The sequence below is a fragment of the Streptomyces sp. BPTC-684 genome, from assembly GCF_030028635.1.
GTDB classification, from domain to species: Bacteria; Actinomycetota; Actinomycetes; order Streptomycetales; family Streptomycetaceae; genus Streptomyces; species Streptomyces noboritoensis.
This window is the reverse complement of sequence record NZ_CP124863.1, coordinates 5264267-5282378: the sequence shown is the minus strand read 5'-3', so window position 1 is coordinate 5282378 and position 18112 is coordinate 5264267. Positions and strand designations below refer to the sequence as shown.

At 72.8% G+C, this 18112-nt stretch carries 17 protein-coding genes; 8 read left to right on the top strand and 9 right to left on the bottom strand.

All coding sequences use genetic code 11. From position 1 onward, the window contains the following. Positions 1-57 precede the first annotated feature (57 nt). The 3 genes from QIY60_RS23415 (at position 58) to QIY60_RS23405 (ending at position 4140) form a co-directional block, all read left to right on the top strand. Positions 58-1305 carry a DUF1343 domain-containing protein gene (locus QIY60_RS23415; RefSeq protein WP_283144177.1) on the top strand — a complete coding sequence of 416 codons (1248 nt, stop codon included), beginning with the start codon at positions 58-60 and terminating at the stop codon, positions 1303-1305. Positions 1306-1384: 79 nt separating this feature from the next. Beyond that, positions 1385-2710, top strand: a complete 1326-nt coding sequence (locus QIY60_RS23410; protein WP_283144176.1) for an erythromycin esterase family protein — start codon at positions 1385-1387, stop codon at positions 2708-2710. Between the two features lie 119 nt (positions 2711-2829). Next, positions 2830-4140, top strand: coding sequence for a serine-threonine protein kinase (locus QIY60_RS23405; protein WP_283144175.1), 1311 nt, complete (start codon positions 2830-2832; stop codon positions 4138-4140). A 51-nt stretch (positions 4141-4191) separates the two neighbouring features. On the opposite strand, the gene QIY60_RS23400 is transcribed toward QIY60_RS23405, so the two are convergent. Continuing rightward, complete coding sequence (locus tag QIY60_RS23400) at positions 4192-6969, bottom strand: penicillin acylase family protein (protein ID WP_283144174.1); 2778 nt, start codon at positions 6967-6969, stop codon at positions 4192-4194. Between the two features lie 283 nt (positions 6970-7252). On the opposite strand from QIY60_RS23400, the gene QIY60_RS23395 reads away from it, so the two are divergent. Then, the gene (locus tag QIY60_RS23395) at positions 7253-7864 is read left to right on the top strand and encodes a hypothetical protein (protein WP_283144173.1); all 612 of its coding nucleotides are present in this window, start codon (positions 7253-7255) and stop codon (positions 7862-7864) included. Positions 7865-7939: 75 nt separating this feature from the next. On the opposite strand, the gene soxR is transcribed toward QIY60_RS23395, so the two are convergent. Further along, on the bottom strand, positions 7940-8461 hold the full coding sequence (gene soxR, locus QIY60_RS23390; protein ID WP_283144172.1) for a redox-sensitive transcriptional activator SoxR: 522 nt from the start codon (positions 8459-8461) through the stop codon (positions 7940-7942). A 128-nt stretch (positions 8462-8589) separates the two neighbouring features. On the opposite strand from soxR, the gene QIY60_RS23385 reads away from it, so the two are divergent. Next, complete coding sequence (locus QIY60_RS23385) at positions 8590-9051, top strand: MaoC family dehydratase (RefSeq protein ID WP_283144171.1); 462 nt, start codon at positions 8590-8592, stop codon at positions 9049-9051. A gap of 144 nt (positions 9052-9195) precedes the next feature. Here QIY60_RS23385 and QIY60_RS23380 read toward each other — a convergent pair whose 3' ends face one another. The 3 genes from QIY60_RS23380 to QIY60_RS23370 all read right to left on the bottom strand — a co-directional run bounded on the left by QIY60_RS23380 (position 9196) and on the right by QIY60_RS23370 (position 11393). Then, positions 9196-9819 (bottom strand): TetR/AcrR family transcriptional regulator, encoded by a 624-nt coding sequence (locus QIY60_RS23380; protein WP_283144170.1) that lies wholly within the window; start codon positions 9817-9819, stop codon positions 9196-9198. A gap of 60 nt (positions 9820-9879) precedes the next feature. After that, the gene (locus tag QIY60_RS23375) at positions 9880-10167 is read right to left on the bottom strand and encodes a YiaA/YiaB family inner membrane protein (RefSeq protein ID WP_283144169.1); all 288 of its coding nucleotides are present in this window, start codon (positions 10165-10167) and stop codon (positions 9880-9882) included. Positions 10168-10241: 74 nt separating this feature from the next. Beyond that, complete coding sequence (locus QIY60_RS23370; RefSeq protein WP_283144168.1) at positions 10242-11393, bottom strand: acyl-CoA dehydrogenase family protein; 1152 nt, start codon at positions 11391-11393, stop codon at positions 10242-10244. Between the two features lie 99 nt (positions 11394-11492). Between QIY60_RS23370 and QIY60_RS23365 the strand changes: the two genes are divergently transcribed. The 3 genes from QIY60_RS23365 (at position 11493) to QIY60_RS23355 (ending at position 13901) form a co-directional block, all read left to right on the top strand. Further along, positions 11493-12170 (top strand): TetR/AcrR family transcriptional regulator, encoded by a 678-nt coding sequence (locus tag QIY60_RS23365; RefSeq protein WP_283144167.1) that lies wholly within the window; start codon positions 11493-11495, stop codon positions 12168-12170. Positions 12171-12188: 18 nt separating this feature from the next. Next, positions 12189-12884: a winged helix-turn-helix domain-containing protein gene (locus QIY60_RS23360; RefSeq protein ID WP_283144166.1), complete on the top strand. Its 696-nt coding sequence runs from the start codon at positions 12189-12191 to the stop codon at positions 12882-12884. Positions 12885-12947: 63 nt separating this feature from the next. Then, positions 12948-13901, top strand: a complete 954-nt coding sequence (locus QIY60_RS23355) for a DMT family transporter (protein ID WP_283144165.1) — start codon at positions 12948-12950, stop codon at positions 13899-13901. Between the two features lie 9 nt (positions 13902-13910). On the opposite strand, the gene QIY60_RS23350 is transcribed toward QIY60_RS23355, so the two are convergent. From QIY60_RS23350 to QIY60_RS23335, 4 genes are all read right to left on the bottom strand, one after another. Next, positions 13911-14990 (bottom strand): Zn-dependent alcohol dehydrogenase, encoded by a 1080-nt coding sequence (locus QIY60_RS23350; protein WP_283144164.1) that lies wholly within the window; start codon positions 14988-14990, stop codon positions 13911-13913. 44 nt (positions 14991-15034) lie between these two features. Next, positions 15035-16429, bottom strand: coding sequence for an aldehyde dehydrogenase family protein (locus tag QIY60_RS23345; protein WP_283144163.1), 1395 nt, complete (start codon positions 16427-16429; stop codon positions 15035-15037). A gap of 114 nt (positions 16430-16543) precedes the next feature. Beyond that, positions 16544-17320, bottom strand: a complete 777-nt coding sequence (locus tag QIY60_RS23340; protein WP_283144162.1) for a class F sortase — start codon at positions 17318-17320, stop codon at positions 16544-16546. Next, the gene (locus QIY60_RS23335; RefSeq protein ID WP_283144161.1) at positions 17307-17948 is read right to left on the bottom strand and encodes a hypothetical protein; all 642 of its coding nucleotides are present in this window, start codon (positions 17946-17948) and stop codon (positions 17307-17309) included. Before QIY60_RS23335 ends, QIY60_RS23340 begins: the two co-directional genes overlap by 14 nt. Between the last annotated feature and the right edge of the window lie 164 nt (positions 17949-18112).

Here is an 18112-nt window from a genome sequence, read left to right as displayed (position 1 = left end):
CGCCCGCGCGCTAGCGTGCGTGGGCATGACACCGCGAGCGGCCTTGGAGGTACGCCGATGAGCCTGTCCAGACGGGGCCTGCTGGCGGGGACGGGGACAGCTGTGGCGGGCGCGGCGGTCGCGGGAGCAACCCCCGCCCACGCCCACCACCTCCCCAAGCGCGTGCACACCGGCTTCGACCGGCTGGCCGCCGACGGCTACCGGGCGCTGGCGGGCCGCGAGGTCGGCGTGGTCACCAACCCGACCGGGGTGACGGCGGACGTCCGGCACGTCGTGGACGTCATGCACGCCGACCCGCGCGTGAACCTGGTCGCGGTGTTCGGCCCCGAGCACGGCTTCCGGGGCACGGCGCAGGCGGGCGGCTCCGAGGGCCGCTACGACGACCCGGCGACCGGGCTTCCGGTGTACGACACGTACGGCGTGAGCGGACAGGCGCTCGCCGCCGTGTTCACCGCGTCGGGCGTGGACACGGTCGTCTTCGACATCCAGGACGTGGGCGCGCGCTTCTACACGTACATCTGGACGCTCTACGACTGCATGGAGGCGGCCGCGCTCGCCGGGAAGCGGTTCGTCGTCCTGGACCGGCCGAACCCGGTGACCGGGCGGGCGGCGAGCGGGCCCGTGCTCGACAAGGCGTTCGCGACCTTCGTCGGGCGCGAGCCGATCGCGCAGGCGCACGGGATGACGGTGGGCGAGCTGGCGGGGCTCTTCGACGCCGAGTTCCTGGGCGGGCGCGTACGGGTGGAGACCGTACGGATGAGGGGCTGGCGGCGGGACGGCTTCTACGACTCCACGGGGCTGCCCTGGGTCCCGCCGAGCCCCAACATGCCGACCCCCGACACCGCGCTCGTCTACGCGGGCACCTGCATGTTCGAGGGCACCAACCTCTCCGAGGGGCGCGGCACCACCCGGCCGTTCGAGCTGCTCGGCGCCGAGGGGATCGACGGGCGCTGGGCGGCCGCCGTGAACGCCCTGGAGCTGCCGGGGGTCCGCTTCCGCGAGGCGTACTTCACGCCTGCCTTCTCCAAGTTCCAGGGAAAGACGGTCGGCGGCGTCCAGCTCCACGTCCACGACCGCGAGTCGTACGACCCGGTGCGCACCGGCGTCGCGCTCCTGGTGACGGCGAAGAAGGCGTGGAGCGGCTTCGCGTGGCGGCCGGACCACTGGATCGACAAGCTCACCGGGTCGGCGGCGGTCCGCACCCTGATCGACGCGGGCGCGGGCACCGACGAGGTGGTGGGCGCCTGGCGGACCGGGCTCACGGCGTTCCGCGCGACCCGGGCGCGGTATCTGCTGTACCGGTGAGCGGCCGGGGGGAAACCCCCGGGGCGGACGGTGGCTGGCGGGATGGGCCCGGCCCCCGCCCGGCCGACAGGCTGGGGCCATGCATCTGTTCCACGACACCCACCACCGTCTGCGCCAGGCCTTACTCCTGCTGCTGGGTCTGACGCTCGGCGTGTTCACGGCGGCCGCCCCGGCGGCCCGGGCAGCCGAACCCCACACTCCGGAACGGCAGTTGGCACGGTCGGCCCAGCCCCTCGACGGCCTGCGGCCGCTCGGCCGCATGGTCGGCTCGGCGGACATCGTGGGCCTCGGCGAGGCGACGCACAACTCGCACGAGTTCTTCGCGACCAAGCAGCGCGTGTTCCAGTACCTCGTCGAGAAGAAGGGCTTCACCACCTTCGCCCTGGAGACGGCCTGGTCCTCGGGGATGCGCGTCAACGACTACGTGCTGCGCGGCGAGGGCGACCCCGAGCGGATCGTGCGCGAGGAGTTCCAGAGCTCGTACGCGATGTGGCAGACCCGGGAGTACCTGGACCTGATCCGCTGGATGCGCGGCTACAACCTGCACCACGACCGCAAGGTCCAGTTCATGGGCGACGACATGGGCTACGCGGGCCCGCGGCTCTTCGACAAGGTGACCGCGTACACCGCGAAGCGCTACCCCGCGCTGCTGCCCCGGCTCACCGCCCTCTACAAGGACTCGCGGCCCACCGCGGGCGTCGGCGACACCATGAACGGCACGCTCAAGCGCCCGCTCGCCGAGCGCAGGCGGCAGGCCGACGAGGTGCGCCGCGCGTATGAACTGCTCGCGGCCCAGCGGCCCGGCCCCGACCGGGCCGAGCACGCCTGGATCCTCCAGTACGCGCGCACCATCGCGCAGACCGGCGCCATGTGGGCGTTCGACTTCTTCGACGACGGCCAGCTGCGCGAGTCGCGGCTCTACCGGGACCGGGTGATGGCCGAGAACACGGTGTGGTGGCAGCGCCACACCGGGCACAAGATGCTGCTCTCCGCGCACAACGGCCATGTCGGGTACGCCCCGACGCTCAGCGCCGAGTACCCGAAGGTGCAGGGCGCCTTCATCCGGGAGGCGGTCGGCTCCGCGTACATGAACATCGGGTTCACCTTCGGGCAGGGCTCGTTCAACGCCCTCGACCTGAACGACCCGGCCGAGCCGATCCGCGAGTTCACCGTCGGGCCGCCCGAGCCGGGCAGCAACGAGGAGGTCCTCGAACGGGTCTCGCCGCGTGACTACTACCTCGATCTGCGCAAGGTGGCGAACCCGGCCAAGGACTGGCTGGGCACTTTCCGGCCGACGCGGTCCATCGGCAACTCCTGGCCCCAGGAGACCGACCAGGTGCGGCTCGGACCCTCGTTCGACGTACTGGTGCACCTCCACCGGGTGACGGCGGCACACCGGCTCTGACCTCCCCGATTTCACCCCTTTCTCCTCTGTCCTGCGTATGGTCAGCCCTCCGGTCGGGCGGGACGATGTGAGGCCTCAGCCTCGTCCCATCGTCAGCGAACGGACCGGAGGGCAGCGCCATGCCGGACATCGGAGTCGAGCCATATCGGGAGATCACCTTCGACGCGGACGGCGACGCCTCTCCGGCGGAGCGCGCGGCCCTCGCGGATCTGGACGTCACCGATCTGGTGATGTTCTCGCACGGCTGGAACAACACCCCGTCGGTCGCGACGGCCCTGTACCGCCGCTTCTTCGCTCCTTTCCCCGGCCTGCTGGCCGAGGCGGGCCCGGCCGGGGCGCAGGTGCGCCTCGGGTACGCGGGCATCGTGTGGCCCTCCATCCGCTTCGCCGACGAGCAGATCCCGAACTTCCCGCACACCGCCCTGGCCGCGGAGCCGGGCGCGGGCCTGGACGCGGCGACCGTGGACGCGCTCAAGCGGGCGTTCCCCGAGCACGGGGTGACCGTCGACGCGCTGGCCCGGCTGCTCGACGAACAGCCGGACTCGGAGGAGGCATTCCGCCAATTCGGGCTCCTCGCCCGGGAGTTGGTGGCGGATGACGCGGAATCGTCTGGTTTCGCCGCCGACACCGTGGACGACGGCGCGGACGGGGCGGCGCTCCTCACGGACGACACGCTCGGGCTGTGCCGGGAGTTCACGCTCGCCCTGTCCGACACCGGCATGCGGGTCGAACCGGGCCCGCCCGGCCCCTCGTTCTCGCTCGGCAAGTCGCTCAAGCACCTGTGGGACGGCGCCAAGGAGGTGCTGCGGCAGACCACGTACTACGAGATGAAGCGCCGGTCGGGCAAGGTCGGCCAGCTCGGGCTCGGGCCGCTGCTCGGCGAGCTCGCCCGGACCAGACCCGCGATGCGGGTCCATCTGGTCGGGCACAGCCAGGGCGGACGGCTGGTCGCGTTCGCACTGAAGGGCCTGCCGGAGGGGGCACGGAACGTCAAATCGGTGACCCTGCTCGAAGGGGCCTTCTCGCACTACGCGTTCGCCGAGCGGCTGCCGTCCGGGCTCGACGGGTCGGGCGCGCTCGCGGCGCTCCACCGACGGGTCGACGGCCCGGTGGTCTCCTGCTACTCGCGCTTCGACACCGCCCTCGGGGTGATCTACCCCCTGGCGTCGAAGCTCGCCGGAGACTACCGGGGCCTGCTGGAGCTCGACCGCCGCTGGTGGGCGATCGGCCACGACGGCATCCAGTCGGTGGCCCCCTGCACCGAACTCACCCTGGCGGAGGCGCTGCGGGACGGAGTACCGGACTCCGGCTGTGTGAGCGTGAACGCGGAATCGGTGGTCCGCTCAGGCGGCCCCCCGGCGGGAGCCCACAGCGACATCTGCCACCCCGAGCTGGCAAGGGTGGTACTGGCCGCGGGCCGCATCCCCTAAGGGGCGCGGGGAACTGCGCGACCAGCCCCCACCGGCCCGCGGTCAACGAACTCACCGATGCGACGCGAACTCCACCACCTGCTGATACGTCGGCCGGTTCTGCCAATTGATCGCATTCTGCGAAATCCCGCCCAGCGGCCGCTGCACGATCGAGTCGGCACACCACTGGTTGCCCGCCGCACAACCGGCGTCACCGGGATACACCTGCGCGGGCGTCTTCGCGGCAGCCTGCCCAAGGGTGGCAAGCAGGACGTCACGACAGGCGGACAGCTGCCCCCCGCCGCAGTACGCCCGGCCCAGCGGTCCCGCCACCGGCTCCCCCAGCACCGTACGCAAGTCCTTGTCCGCGTAGCTCCACCACCCGTACTGGAAGGCGGATCCGGCGTGCGCCCCGGTCGGGCCGTGCCCGGCCGACGGCGCCTCGTCCGTGGACAGGTTCGACGTGAGCGCCGAGTACAGCCCGTCCCCGAGCCCCGGCCGGAACTCGGCCTCGATCAGCAGCGGCCACCACGCGTCCATCAGCCGCACGGCGTCCGGGTGGGTGTAGGTGTGCGAGCCCTGCGCGGTCTCGCGGCGCTGGGTCCCGTCGGCCTTCCACGACTCCAACTGCCCCACAGCCGTTGCCAGTCGCGGATCGGTGACGGGCGCGCTGCGGATGACCTTCAGGAGCTCGGGCAGCACGTCCTCGCCGCGCAGATCGGTGACGGCGGCCTGCGCCATGGCCCGGGTGAGCGCGGCACGGGTCACCCCGCCCTGCGCGACCAGCGCCTTGACCCGGTCGTCGAGGAGGTTGCCCCGGTGCACCGAGCCGTTGCCGAACCCGGCGGCCGTGTAGTCCTTGGCCTGCTTGTTGTTCCAGGAGATGTAGTAGTCCTGCCCGACGGACTGCGGGTGCTGGGCGGGCGGGGTGTAGTCGGCGGTGTTGTACGCCGGGTCGAAGCCCTGCCACTCGTAGGCGCGGTCGGCCGCGATCGGCAGCGACGGGTCGACGTCGGGGTTGCGGACCGGGTTCTTGCCGCTGTTGTAGTACGCGGCGGTGCGGGAGTCCGCGTAGAACCAGTTGAAGGCGTAGTCCACGTGCTGGGCGGCCTGCTGGAAGGTGGCCGCGTCCTTGACGTACGTCGGGTCGTTGAACATCTGGAAGCCGATGATCGAGTCGGCCTCGTGGCGGTAGGTCGAGCGCAGTGAGGTGTACGCGACCTGCTTGCCGCCGACCGTGGCGCGGGCGGAGACGATGCCGTAGTTGGTGCGCCAGACCTGCATCCGGTAGGAGCCCGCGGCCGTGTTGTCGGCGGTGGTCGGCTTCCAGGCGTTGGTCTTCTCCAGCTTCTCCATCGGGGTGCACACGCCCCGGTAGAGGTAGTGGGCCGCGTCCTGGCAGAGTTCGACGGTGTAGGTATCGGTGATGTCCTGCCCGGCGGAGGTGGCCGACCAGGCGTAGTCCTGGCCCCGGCCGAGCTGCACGTACATGCCGACGCCCGCGAAGGAGGCGCCCCGGGCGCTGATGCCCGGGCCCTGGATCTCCTGGAGCATCAGCAGCTGTGGCGCGAAGTAGCCGGTCTGCGGTCCGAAGACGGCGACCGGGTTGCCGCTCGCGGTGCGGCTGCCGGAGACGAGCAGCGCGTTGGACATCCCGCGCGGCTTGCCGATGTCGAAGCCGGGCAGCGCGCCGTTGTTGAAGATCCCCTTGAGAGGCTTGAGCCGCTCCGGTACGCGCACGTCGGCCTTGGCCTTGGTGACCGCGGAGCCGGTGCGGTCGTAGACGAGCTGTTCGGGCACGACCGTGCCGGGGTCGGGCATCGCGGTGCCCCGCGCGTTCGCGGGCTTGGTGGCGTACGGGAAGCTGGTGCCGTCGTGGACGGTGAGCGCGGCCTCGGGGTCGTTGCGCTCGCGGAACGACTCCCAGACCTTGGTGCCCTCGGCGACGCCGTACTTGGCCTGGGCGGCCTGGAGCGAGAGCGCGGCCTGCACCTCGCCGCCCCCGCCCCCGCCGAACAGCCCGCCGACGACGGAGGCGAGCGCGATCAGGTCGGTGACCTTGAACGGCTGGATCTCCCCCACGTTGGTGATGGCGTCGATCTTGCCGGTGAGGACGTACTCGCCGGGGAAGTACCGGCCGTTCTTGGACTGCTTGGCGTAGGCGTTGATGCCGTCCACGTACGCCTGCGCGTCCGCCATCGCCTGCTCGCCGCGCGGGCCGTTGGTGGTGCGGATCCGGTCGACCTGGGCCTGGAGATCGGCCTCGGTGTACGGGGCCTGCGGCCAGAACTCCTGCTCCAGGCCCTGGTTGGCGAGCGCGCCGCCCGCGAACGAGGTGAGCTCGCCGCGCCCGATGTGCCGGAACAGGTCCATCAGCCAGAGCCGGTCCTGGCCGGCCGCGAACCCGGCGCCGTACTCGGTTCCGTAACGGGTGGTGCCCTTGATGTGCGGGACGCCGGTGGCCTTGTCGCGGGTGATGGTGACGTCGGGGCGCGGGGAGCTGGTGGAGGCCACCTGGCCGCTGGGCACCCCGAACGAGGCGTCGTTGAAGAAGGAGTTGAGCTTGTCGTCGGTGAGCGAGGACTGGCCGGCGACGAGCGCGTCGTACTTGCCGAGCTGGTCGTCGCTGTGCGCGGGATGGGTGCCGAAGGCCTTGTTGCCGAGGATCTCGACGAGGGTGGCGTTGCCGTTCTCACCGGGCGGCAGGATGTCGCCGCACCGCCCCAGGCAGTAGTCGCTGTTGGGCGGTTCGGCGGCGCCGGCCTGGCCGACGGGGGCGAGCAGGGCGGCCGCGAGGGCGATCACGGTGGCGGCGGTGGCGGTTCTGAGCCGTGCGGTGGGTCGTCGCATGCGTGCTCCTAGTGAGGACCGATGCGGCGGAGGTTACTGAGGGGTACCGCCGAGGGGAAGATGAACACACGTCACCTTTCCCGAACGTGCGTGACCTTCCCGGAATCACCACAGGGTTACGGGGTGGGGCGCCCGGAGCACGCGGGGGGCGTGCGACGTATTCCGGTCAGCGCCGCCTGATGGGGCCCATCGGATTTTCGATGGAGCCGGATCGGGTAGCCGTACGTCCATTCCTCGACGCCGAGCATTCGCCGAAGTGACGAGCGACGGAGGTGGCAGGGCCATGGCTGGTTTCCGCAGCCTTGCGAGACAGGTGCGCGACCCAGGGAACGATCTCGCACTGCGCCGGTATTCGCTGCGCAAGTGCCTTGAGCGGTTCGCCCCTTATGGACACCGGGCGACCTGGGACCATCTGTGCGTACGGCACGACATCGGGCCGGAGGACCGGGCGCCCGATCCGGCGCGGCTGGTGGCCGCGCTCGACGAGCTGGAGGCGGCGCGGGCCGTCTGGCTCGGATACGAAGCGGAGTTCGCGGCCCGCAGGAAGCGTGAGAAGCACGCCGGCCTGCGGATCCCCGGCTCCTTCGACGACTGGCACCGGCGCACCTGGGGCGGTTTCGGGGTGGCCTGGTGCGACGACCCGTCGGTGCATCCGGCGCGGCCGCTGGCCGAGGTGCTCGGCCGGATCATCGCGGCCCTGCGGACGGTGCCGGGCGCGGGCTGCCCGGTGTGCGGCGGGCGGGCGCTGGTGTGGCAGCAGGACCTGGCCCACGACCCGTGGTGCGGCCCGGTCTGCACGGGCTGCGGAATCCTGGTGCCGCAGCCGGTCCTGACCGCCGAGGCGCTGGTGCGCGCCAAGTCGGTACGGCGCGGAGCGCTGGCATCGGTGGCATGAGACACGCGGGGGCGGATGCGGCCTAGGGCCGCGGGGGCCGCCCCCGCGATGTGAGGACGACCGACTCCCGTACGGCTAGCAGGCCTCGCACGAGGGGGCCTCGGCCGCGACCCGCTCCTCGACCTGCTTCTTCTTGGTCTTCTTGCGCTCGGGCAGCAGCCGCGAGCCGGTGAGGCGGTCGCCGGAGATGTCGTCCGGGTTGGACAGGACACAGGTCTCCAGCGACAGGCACCCGCAGCCGATGCAGTCGGTGAGGTGGTTGCGCAGCCGGTCCAGCTGCTTGATGCGCTCGTCGAGTTCGGAGCGCCAGGTCTCGGAGAGCCGCGCCCAGTCCTCGCGGGTCGGGGTGCGCTCCTCGGGGAGTTCGGCCAGGGCGTCCCGGATCGTGGCGAGCGGGATGCCCACGCGCTGGGCGGCCCGTACGAAGGCGACCCGGCGCAGCACGTCGCGGCTGTAGCGGCGCTGGTTGCCCGAGGTACGGCGGCTGCTGATCAGGCCCTTGGACTCGTAGAAGTGCAGGGCGGACACGGCGGCCCCGCTGCGGGCGGACAGCTGACCGACCGTGAGCTCATGGACCTTCTCTGGAATCTGCGGCACTCCTCGAACCCTACTGCGCGGGTGCGATCACCGTTGACAGCGGGCACCGCCCCCAGCATGCTGAGCAAGCGCTTGGACAGTGGAGGCGCAAAGGCAGCCGAAGCATGCGAGAGAGGCAGGAACCGGGCATGGCAGAGCCGAGGATCTTCACCTCCGCCGACGAGCTGAAGGCCGGAGTGGGCGAGCCGCTCGGGTACAGCGACTGGCTGGAGATCGACCAGCACCGCATCGACCTCTTCGCCGACGCCACCGGCGACCACCAGTGGATCCACGTCGACCCGGCCCGCGCCGCGGCGGGCCCGTTCGGAACGACGATCGCGCACGGCTATCTGACGCTCTCGCTCCTGCCGGCCCTGGTACCGCAGGTGCTGCGCGTCGAGGGCATGAGGATGGGCCTCAACTACGGCACGGAGAAGGTCCGCTTCCCCGCCCCGGTCCCGGTCGGCTCCCGCCTGCGCGCCACGGCCGTCCTGACGGACGTGGCCGAGGCGGGCGGCGGGGTCCAGGTGACCGCGAAGGTCACGGTGGAGCGGGAGGGCGGCGAGAAGCCGGTGTGCGTGGCGGAGTCGGTGTCGCGGTACTTCTTCTGAGCGGCGGGAAGTGAAGTACGTCGTCCGCCGGTCGGCGGGGTCGCCCCGCAGGGGCGTTCAAGGGGCGCGGGGCTGTGTCATTGTGCGGCTCCGCCGCGTGGGCGCGACCAGCCACAGACGGTCCGCAGCCGAACGACCGCGCCCCTAACCAGCCCCGACCATCCGCAGGACGAGGTCAGCGTAGAGCGCGCCGACCTCGTCGGGCGTGCGGCGCCCCTCCGTGTTGAACCAGCGGGCCACGTCGATGCAGAGCGACAGGACCGCGAGCGTGGTGCCGGGGACGTCGGGGACGTCGAACTCGCCCGCCGCCACGCCGTCGTTGAGGATGCGGCGCACGGCGGCGTCGCTGCGGCGGCGCAGGCCCACGATCTCGGTGCGGTGCTCGGCGCCGAGCGCGTCGAGCTCGTACTGGACCACGCGGGCGGTCATGTGGTGCCCGGCGTGCCACCGCACGAAGGAGCGGACGGCGCCGTCGAGCCGGTCGGCGGCGGTGCCGGGGGCGGCCGCCGCCGTCTCCAGGATCTCCAGGGCCTTGTCGTGGCCGATCCGGCTGATCCGGTGGAGCAGCTCTTCCTTGGTCTTGTAGTGGATGTAGAGCGCGGCCGGGCTCATCCCGGCGCGGCCCGCGATGTCACGGGTCGTCGTGGCGTGGTAGCCGCGCTCCGCGAAGGCCTCCACGGCGGCGACCAGCAGCCTCCGGGCGGCCTCGGGCGTGACCTCGCCCCACGGCCTGTCCTCGCCGCCCACCGTCTGCTCAGCCGCGTCCATCGCTGCCCCTTCCTTCGGACGAACACCATACCCCGAAGGTGAGCAAGCGCTTAGAGCGCGCTACAGCTTCTGGAAGGGGTCGTGCTCGGCGAGCAGCTTCTCCAGGCGGGCCTGGTCGACCCGGCTGACGATCTGCCCGGCCTCCTGGCGGTCGCGGACCACCTTGGCGAGCGTGAAGGCGGAGGTGACGAGGTAGAGGACGGCTATCCCGAGGAAGGCGCGCACCCAGGCGTCGGCCTGGAGCCGGGTGATGCCGATGGCGGTGGCGCCGATGGCGATGGCGAAGGACGCGACGGCCTGTCCGTAGTACGCGGCCGTGTTCTGCTGCTTGACCGGTGTCTCACTCATGGGCACAGGATGCGGCGGATGTGGCCGGGGCCACATCCGCTCACGTACTCAGGACGTACTCAGAACGCCGGGACTCAGAACGCCGAGACCCCCGTCTCCGCCCGGCCGATGATCAGCTTCTGGATCTGGCTGGTGCCCTCGTACAGCGTCATCACGCGCGCGTCGCGCACCAGCTTGCCGACCGGGTACTCGTCGATGTAGCCGTAACCGCCGTACACCTGAAGGGCGTTGTTGGCCGCGCGCACCGCCGCCTCGGAGGCGAACAGCTTCGCCTTGGAGGCGGCGGTGGCGAACTCCTCGCCCCGGTCGATGAGATCGGCGACCCGCCAGGTCAGCAGCCGGGCCGCGTCCACGTCCACGGAGATGTCGCTGATCAGCTCCTGGACCAGCTGGTGGTGCGCGATGGACCGGCCGAACTGCTCGCGCTGCCCGGCGTACCCGACCGCCGCGTCCAGGGCCGCCCGGGCGATGCCGACGCAGCCCGCCGCCACCGACATCCGCCCCTTGGCCAGCGCCGACATGGCGATCGAGAAGCCCTTGCCCTCCGGCCCGAGCAGCGCGCCCGCGGGGACGCGCACGTCCTGGAGGACCACCTCCGCGGTCGCCTGGCCGCGCAGGCCGAGCTTGCCGTGGATGGGGCGGCGGCTGAGACCGGGGGCGTCGGCGGGCACCAGGAAGGCGGAGACGCCGCGGTGGCCGGGGGTGTCGTTGGTGCGGGCGAACAGCAGCACCAGATCGGCCCAGGTGCCGTTGGTGATGAACATCTTGGAGCCGTTGATGACGTAGTCGCCGCCGTCGCGGACCGCACGGGTGGCGAGGTTCCCCGCGTCGGAGCCGGTGCCGGGCTCGGTCAGGCCGAAGCAGCCGAGCGCCTCGCCGGAGGTCAGACCCGGCAGCCAGGCCCGCTTCTGCTCCTCGCTGCCCCAGTGCGCGACCGTCTTGGCGACCAGGCCGAGCGAGACGGAGACGATGCCGCGCACCGACGAGTCGCCGCGCCCCAGCTCCTCGGTCACCAGGCAGTACGCGAAGTGGTCGCCGCCCGAGCCGCCGTACTCCTCGGGGACGGTGAGCCCGAGGAAGCCGAGCGCGCCCAGCTTCTTCACGATCGACTTGTCGACGCTCTCGGCCCGGTCCCAGGCGGCGGCGTACGGGGTGACCTCGCGGGCGACGAAGTCCTCGGCGAGCCGCCGCACCGCGGCCTGCTCCTCGCTCAGCTCCAGGTTCATGCCGCTCGCACCCCACGTAGTCCGGTCGGTCGGCGATCCGGTCGACCGCCATTTAATTACCACTGCTAGTTTTCTATGCGCAGGCCTACTATGTGCCGCATGGCCCGACCGCGCAAGCCCCTCCTCAGCCACGACCGCATCGTCGCGGCGGCGAGCGCGCTCGTGGACGCCGAAGGGCTCGCGGCCGTCTCGACCCGCCGCCTCGCCGCCGAGCTGGGGGTGAGCGGGCCCTCGCTCTACAACCACTTCCGGACGAAGGACGAGATCCTGGAGGCGGTGGCGGACGCGACCTCCGCGCAGGTCGACCTGTCGATGTTCGAGGCGGGCGACGCCCGCGGCTGGCGCACCGCGCTGCACGACTGGGCCGTCGCCTACCGCGCGGTCCTCACCCGCCACCCCAACATCGTCCCGGTGCTCGCCCAGGGCCCCGGCCGCCGCCCGGCGGGCCTGCGGCTCGCGGACGCGGTGTTCGGCGCGATGGTCGCGGCGGGCTGGCCGCCCGCGCAGGCCACCCGCATCGGCGCGCTGATGCGGTACTTCATCATGGGCTCGGCCCTCGGCTCCTTCGCCCGCGGCTTCGTGGACGACGAGACGGCGTACGACCCGGCCGACTACCCCCACCTCGGCCAGGCCCATCTGCTGGCCGAGCGGCAGGAGGAGATCGACGAGGGCGCGTTCGACACCGGCCTCCGGGCGCTCCTGGACGGGCTCCAGACGCAGTACGACGCACTGCCCCGGCGGACCGCCGCCCACGGTTCGGCCCCCGCCGAACGGTGACGGCGGCATCCTGGAGGTATGACAACCACAGCGGGATCGGGACTCGCCGCGTTCGCCTCGCTGCTCGCCGACGAGACCCGGGCGGCCTTCTGTCTGGCGCTGCTCGACGGGCGGGCCTGGACGGCCGGGGAGCTGGCGCGGTACGCGAAGGTCGCCCCCTCCACGGCCAGTGAGCACCTGGGCAAGCTGGTGGCGGGCGGACTGCTCTCCGAGGAACGGCAGGGGCGCCACCGGTACGTACGCCTGGCCGACGCGGGCGTCGCCCACCTCGTCGAGGAGCTGGCGGCCCGTACGGCGCCCGCCCCGCCACGCAGTCTCCGGGCCGCGTCGGCGGGCAGCGCGATGGCCCGCGGGCGCACCTGCTACGACCATCTCGCCGGCCGCCTGGGCATCGCCGTCACGGACGCGATGACGGTACGGGGGCTGCTCACCCAGGACGCCGGGTTCGCGCTGACGCGTGAAGGGGTGCGCTGGTACGGGGAGTTGGGGCTCGCCCTCGACCACAAGGGCAAGCGCCCGCTGGTGCGCTCGTGCCTGGACTGGACCGAGCGCCGGCCCCATCTGGCCGGGGTCGCCGGAGCCGTGCTGTGCGCGCACGCGCTGGACGCCGGGTGGTGCGTACGGATCGGCTCGGAGCGGGCGGTCCGGGTGACGCCGGCGGGCGAGGAGGCCCTGGGCGAGCTGCTCGGGATCGAGAAGGCGAGCCTGCGGTGACGGGGCGGCGGGCCGCCGGATAATTCGGTGAGCGCCGAACGGTTCCCGCCGTACGGTCGCCGCATGACGAACTCCTCGCAGACCGGGCGCCGTTCGGAAGGACTCGCCCTCGCCGCCGTCGGGCTCTCCGTGGTGCTGTGGGCCTCGGCCTTCGTGTCGATCCGCAGCGCCGGTGACGCCTACTCCCCGGGGGCGCTCGCCCTGGGCCGACTGCTCGCGGGCACCGCCGTGCTCGGCGTGCTCCTCGCCGTCCGGCGCGAGGGACTCCCACCCCGGGCCGCCTGGCGCGGCATAGCCGTCTCCGGCTGTCTGTGGTTCGGCCTCTACATGGTGGTGCTCAACTGGGGCGAGCAGCAGGTCGACGCGGGGACGGCCGCGATGGTCGTCAACATCGGGCCGATCCTGATCGCGCTGCTCGGCGCCCGGTTCCTCGGGGAGCGGCTGCCGCCCCGGCTGGTGGCGGGCATGGGCGTCTCGTTCGCGGGCGCGGTGGCGGTCGGCCTGTCGATGTCCGGCGACGGCGGCGCCAATGTGCTCGGGGTGGCGCTGTGCCTGCTCGCGGCGGTGACGTACGCGGCCGGTGTGGTGGCGCAGAAGCCCGCGCTCGCCCACGGCAGCGCGCTCCAAGTGACCTTCTTCGGCTGTCTGGTGGGGGCCGTGGTCTGTCTGCCGTTCAGCGGGCAGCTGGTGTCGGACGCCGCCGACGCGCCGCTCACGGCGACGCTGAACATGGTCTATCTGGGGGTCTTCCCGACCGCGCTCGCCTTCACGACCTGGGCGTACGCCCTGGCCCGTACGACGGCGGGAAAGCTGGGCGCGACCACCTATGTGGTGCCCGCGCTGGTGGTGCTGATGTCCTGGCTGGTCCTGGACGAGGTCCCGGCGTGGCTCACCCTGGCCGGCGGCGCGCTCTGCCTCGCGGGGGTGGCGGTGTCGCGCTCCCGTCCCCGGCACCGTAAGGAAACGGAACCGGAGAACGGGAGCGCCACCGTGGCCGCCGTGGCGGACGCGCGCTAGGACCCGTCCCTAGAACACCACCAGCGCCCGCCCGCCCTTGCCCGCGAGCATGTTGTCGAACGCGGCCGGGATCCCGTCGAGGCCGATCCGCTCCGACACCATCGCGCCCAGGTCCAGGCGCCCGGCCCGGACGTGCTCGGCGAGCACCGGCAGGTCGCGCGCCGGGTCGCTGTTGCCGTAGACGCAGCCCGAGAGCGTACGGCCCCAGTGGAAGATCTCCAGGGCGTTGAAGGAGACCTGCTGGTCCTTGCCGCCGATGCCGACGACCGTGGTGCGCCCGCCGCGCCGGGTGGACTCCCAGGCGGTACGGATGGTCACCGCGCGGCCGACGCACTCCACGGCCACGTCCACCCCGTGGCCGCCGGTCAGCTTGCGGACGTCCTTGGCGGTCGTCTCCGAGGCGAGGACGAAGTCGGTGGCGCCCGCCCGCCGCGCCAGTTCCTCCTTGGCCGGGGAGACGTCGACCGCCACGATCCGCGCGGCGCCCGCGATCCGGGCCGACTGGAGGGTGGCCAGGCCCACGCCGCCGACGCCGAACACCGCGACCGTCTCGCCCTCGCGCACCTTCGCCGAGTGGTGGATCGCGCCGTAGCCGGTGAGGACCGCGCAGCCGAGCAGGGCGGCCTCGGTGAGCGGGATGCCCTCGGGCAGCGGCAGCAGACAGTTCTCGGCCACCACCGTCTCCTCGGCGAACGCGGCGACGTTGAGGCCGGGGTGGAGCTCGGTCCCGGCGGCCGTACGCGCGTACACCGCGCCCGCGCCCGCCAGCGCGTTCACGCAGAGCCAGACCTCGCCGAGCGAGCAGGGGTGGCAACTGCCGCAGGAGGGCGCCCAGTTGAGGACCACGCCGTCGCCCGGCGCCACCGAGGTGACCCCCTCGCCGACGGAGACGACCGTGCCCGCGCCCTCGTGGCCGAGGACGGCGGGGACCGGTACGCGCATGGTGCCGTTGGAGAGCGACAGGTCGGAGTGGCAGACCCCGGCGGCGGCGAGGCGGACCCGCACCTGGCCGGGGCCGGGCTCGGGGAGTTCTATCTCGGTGACCTCCAGCGGCGAGCCGATGGAGGGAAGGACTGCGGCGCGGACCACGATGCTGCTCCCGGGAATGAGAAGTGGTGCGGAATGACGAGACGTCAGAACTGGAGGGACTTGGTCTGGAGGTACTCGCTCAGGCCGTGCGGGCCGAGCTCGCGGCCGACGCCCGACTGCTTGTACCCGCCGAAGGGGGCCAGCGGGTTGAACCGGCCGCCGTTGATGTCGACCTGCCCGGTGTCCATCCGCCGGGCGAAGGCGACCGCCTCGGCCTCGTCCCCGGCCCAGACCGCGCCCGCGAGCCCGTACACCGTGCCGTTGGCGATCCGCAGCGCGTCGTCCTCGTCCTCGTACCGGATGAGCGAGACGACCGGGCCGAAGATCTCCTCCTGGGCGATGGTCATCCCGGGGTCGACGTCGGCGAAGACGGTCGGCGCCACGTAGTACCCCTGCTCCAGTGGAGCCTCGGCGCCGCCCGCGACGAGCCGGGCGCCCTCCTCGACGCCCTTCGCGATGTAACCGCGCACCCGCTCCCGCTGCTTGGCGCTGACCAGCGGGCCGACCCGGTCGCCCGCCGGGTACTTGGCGACGGCCGCCCTGGCGAGCTCGACCGCCTCCTCGTACCGGTCGGCGTGGACCAGCATCCGGGTCCAGGCGCTGCACGTCTGGCCCGCGTTGCTCATGACGTTGGCGATGCCGACGGCGACCGCCTTGGCGAGGTCGGCGGAGGGCAGGATGACGTTGGCGGACTTGCCGCCGAGCTCCAGGGCGACGCGCTTGACGGCCGCGCCCGCCGTGGCACCGATCCGGCGGCCCACTGCGGTCGAGCCGGTGAAGGAGACGAGGTCGACCCCCTCGTGCGCGGCGAGCGCCTGGCCCGCGACCGGGCCGAGTCCGGTGACCAGGTTGAACACCCCGGCGGGCAGCCCCGCTTCGTGCACCGCCTCGGCGAAGAGCCGCGCGGTGAGCGGGGTGTCCTCGGCGGGCTTGAGCACGACGGTGCAGCCCGCCGCGAGGGCGGGGGCCACCTTGGCGACGATCTGGTGCAGCGGATAGTTCCACGGCGTGATCGCGCCGACCACACCGACCGGCTCGTGGAAGACCGTGGAGTTCCCGATCCGCTCCTCGAAGCCGTACGCGGCGGCGAGTTCGGCGTACGAACCGGCGACCGCGATCGGCAGCCCGACGTGCACCTGCTGGGCGAACTGCTCGGGCGCGCCGAGCTCGGCGGTGACGGTCGCCGCGATCTCGTCCTTGCGGGCGGCGAGCCGGTCCCGCAGGGCGGCGATCAGGGCGGCGCGCCCGGCGGGCGGGGTCGCGGCCCAGCCGGGCAGCGCCGCGCGGGCCGCGCGCACCGCCGCGTCGACGTCCTCGGCGGTGCCCGCCGGGACGTGGGCGATGACCTGCTCGTCCGCCGGGTTCACCACGGCGATCGTGTCGCCGCCCGCGGCGGGCGTCCACCGGCCGCCTATGTACATCCCGTCGTGGGCGTCCATCGCACTCCTCCTGAGCCTGGGGGGCCTGAGCCCGGGGTCCGAGGACCCAAACTAGCGCCGGTAGTTTTCCGACACCAGGGGCCGCCCGGCCAGTGCCCGGGCGTCAGGAGGAGGCTATGCGGTCCCGCCCGGGCCCCGGACGGCGGTCAGGTGGGCGAAGACGACGACGTTGCTCTCGTACCCCTTCTTGCGGTCGAACTTGCCGCCGCAGGTGATCAGCCGCAGCTCCGGCCGGTTCCGCGGGCCGTACACCTCCTCGTCGGGAAAGCGCGCCTTGTCGTACTTGCGGACCGCGTCCACCGTGTAGACGGCGACGCGGCCGTCGGCGCGCCGGGCCTCGACGAGCCTGCCGGGCCGCAGCATCGAGAGGTTGGCGAAGACGGCCGCCCCGGTGCGGGTGTCGCGGTGGCCGACGGCGAGGGCGGTGCCGGCCTCGCCCGGGGTGGGCCCGTCCCGGTACCAGCCGGCCAGCTTGGGGTCGTCGACCGGCGGGGTCGCCAGGTGCCGCCCCCGGTCGAGCCCGAGGCCGACGACCGGCACCTTCAGGCTCAGATACGGGATGGCGAGGCCGGTCGCCCTGGACGGCGGCAGCGGCCGGGGCGGGCGGGCGGCCGCCGTGGGCCCGGTGGACCTGCCGCGCCCGGCCGGGGCCGGCGGCTCGGCGCCCGGTACGGCCGGGGCCTGCTTGTCCCCGTCGGCCCCCGTGGGGGCCGACGGCGTCGCCGCGCCCCCGGCCCCCGCGGCGCCCATGACGACCGGTGCGGCCGACCCGTCGTCCTGGGCCCACCAGACGCCGCCGACGACCAGGGTCGCGGCCAGCGCCGCCGTCCGCGTCAGCCGGTAGGCGCGGGTGCGGTGGAAGGGCCTGGGGGAACCGCTACGCGGCGCCATGGGAGCGGCGGCGCAGCCGTCGGACGAAGAGCACGCCGGAGACCCCGACCAGACCGAGGGCCGCGATGCCCGCGGCCGGCGGGACGCCGTCGGTGAACCCGTCGGTCCCGGCCAGACCGCCGCCGCCGGCGTTCGGCCCGCCGTTGGGGCCGCCGTTGCCGCCGCCGGTCGAGCCGCCGGAGGCGCCGCCCGGCGGGATGGCGATGGGGCGGCAGTCGACCTTGAAGACCTTCTGCTTGCCCGCGCCGTTGCCGCCGGTGATCTTCCAGGTGAGCTTGTACTGCCCGTCCGGGAGGGAGAGCGGCAGGGTGTGGTCCGTGCCGGTGGGAAGGGAGAGGGTGCCGTTGAGGGTCGCGCCGCCCGCCCTGAGGGGCTGGGTCTGGATGGACCAGGTGACGCTCTGCCCCTTGTCGAAGTTGAACCCGGCGAGATAGAACCCGCAGACCTTGGTCTCGTCGAGCTGGCCGGTGAACGGGGTGCCCAGGTTGTGGATCTTCACGTCGCCGTTGTCGCCGGGGGCGGCGTACGCGGCGGGCGCCCCGGCCAGGGCGGCTCCCGCGAGCCCCAGGGCGAGGACGGTGGCGGCCGGGCGGCGGACGGTGGGGCTCGGGGGTGAGGAGGCAGGCATGCGCTTTCCTTTGAGTCAGATTGTCATATAAATCGACCTTTCGTCTGACTCTCTTTCACACCCGCACGGCGAAGCGGCGGAGCAGCGCCGGACGGGCCGTCCGATATCGCCCGTCCGGCGCAGCGCCCGCCGCCCGCTCCCTGTGTCCGCGCCCGGTGCCGAGC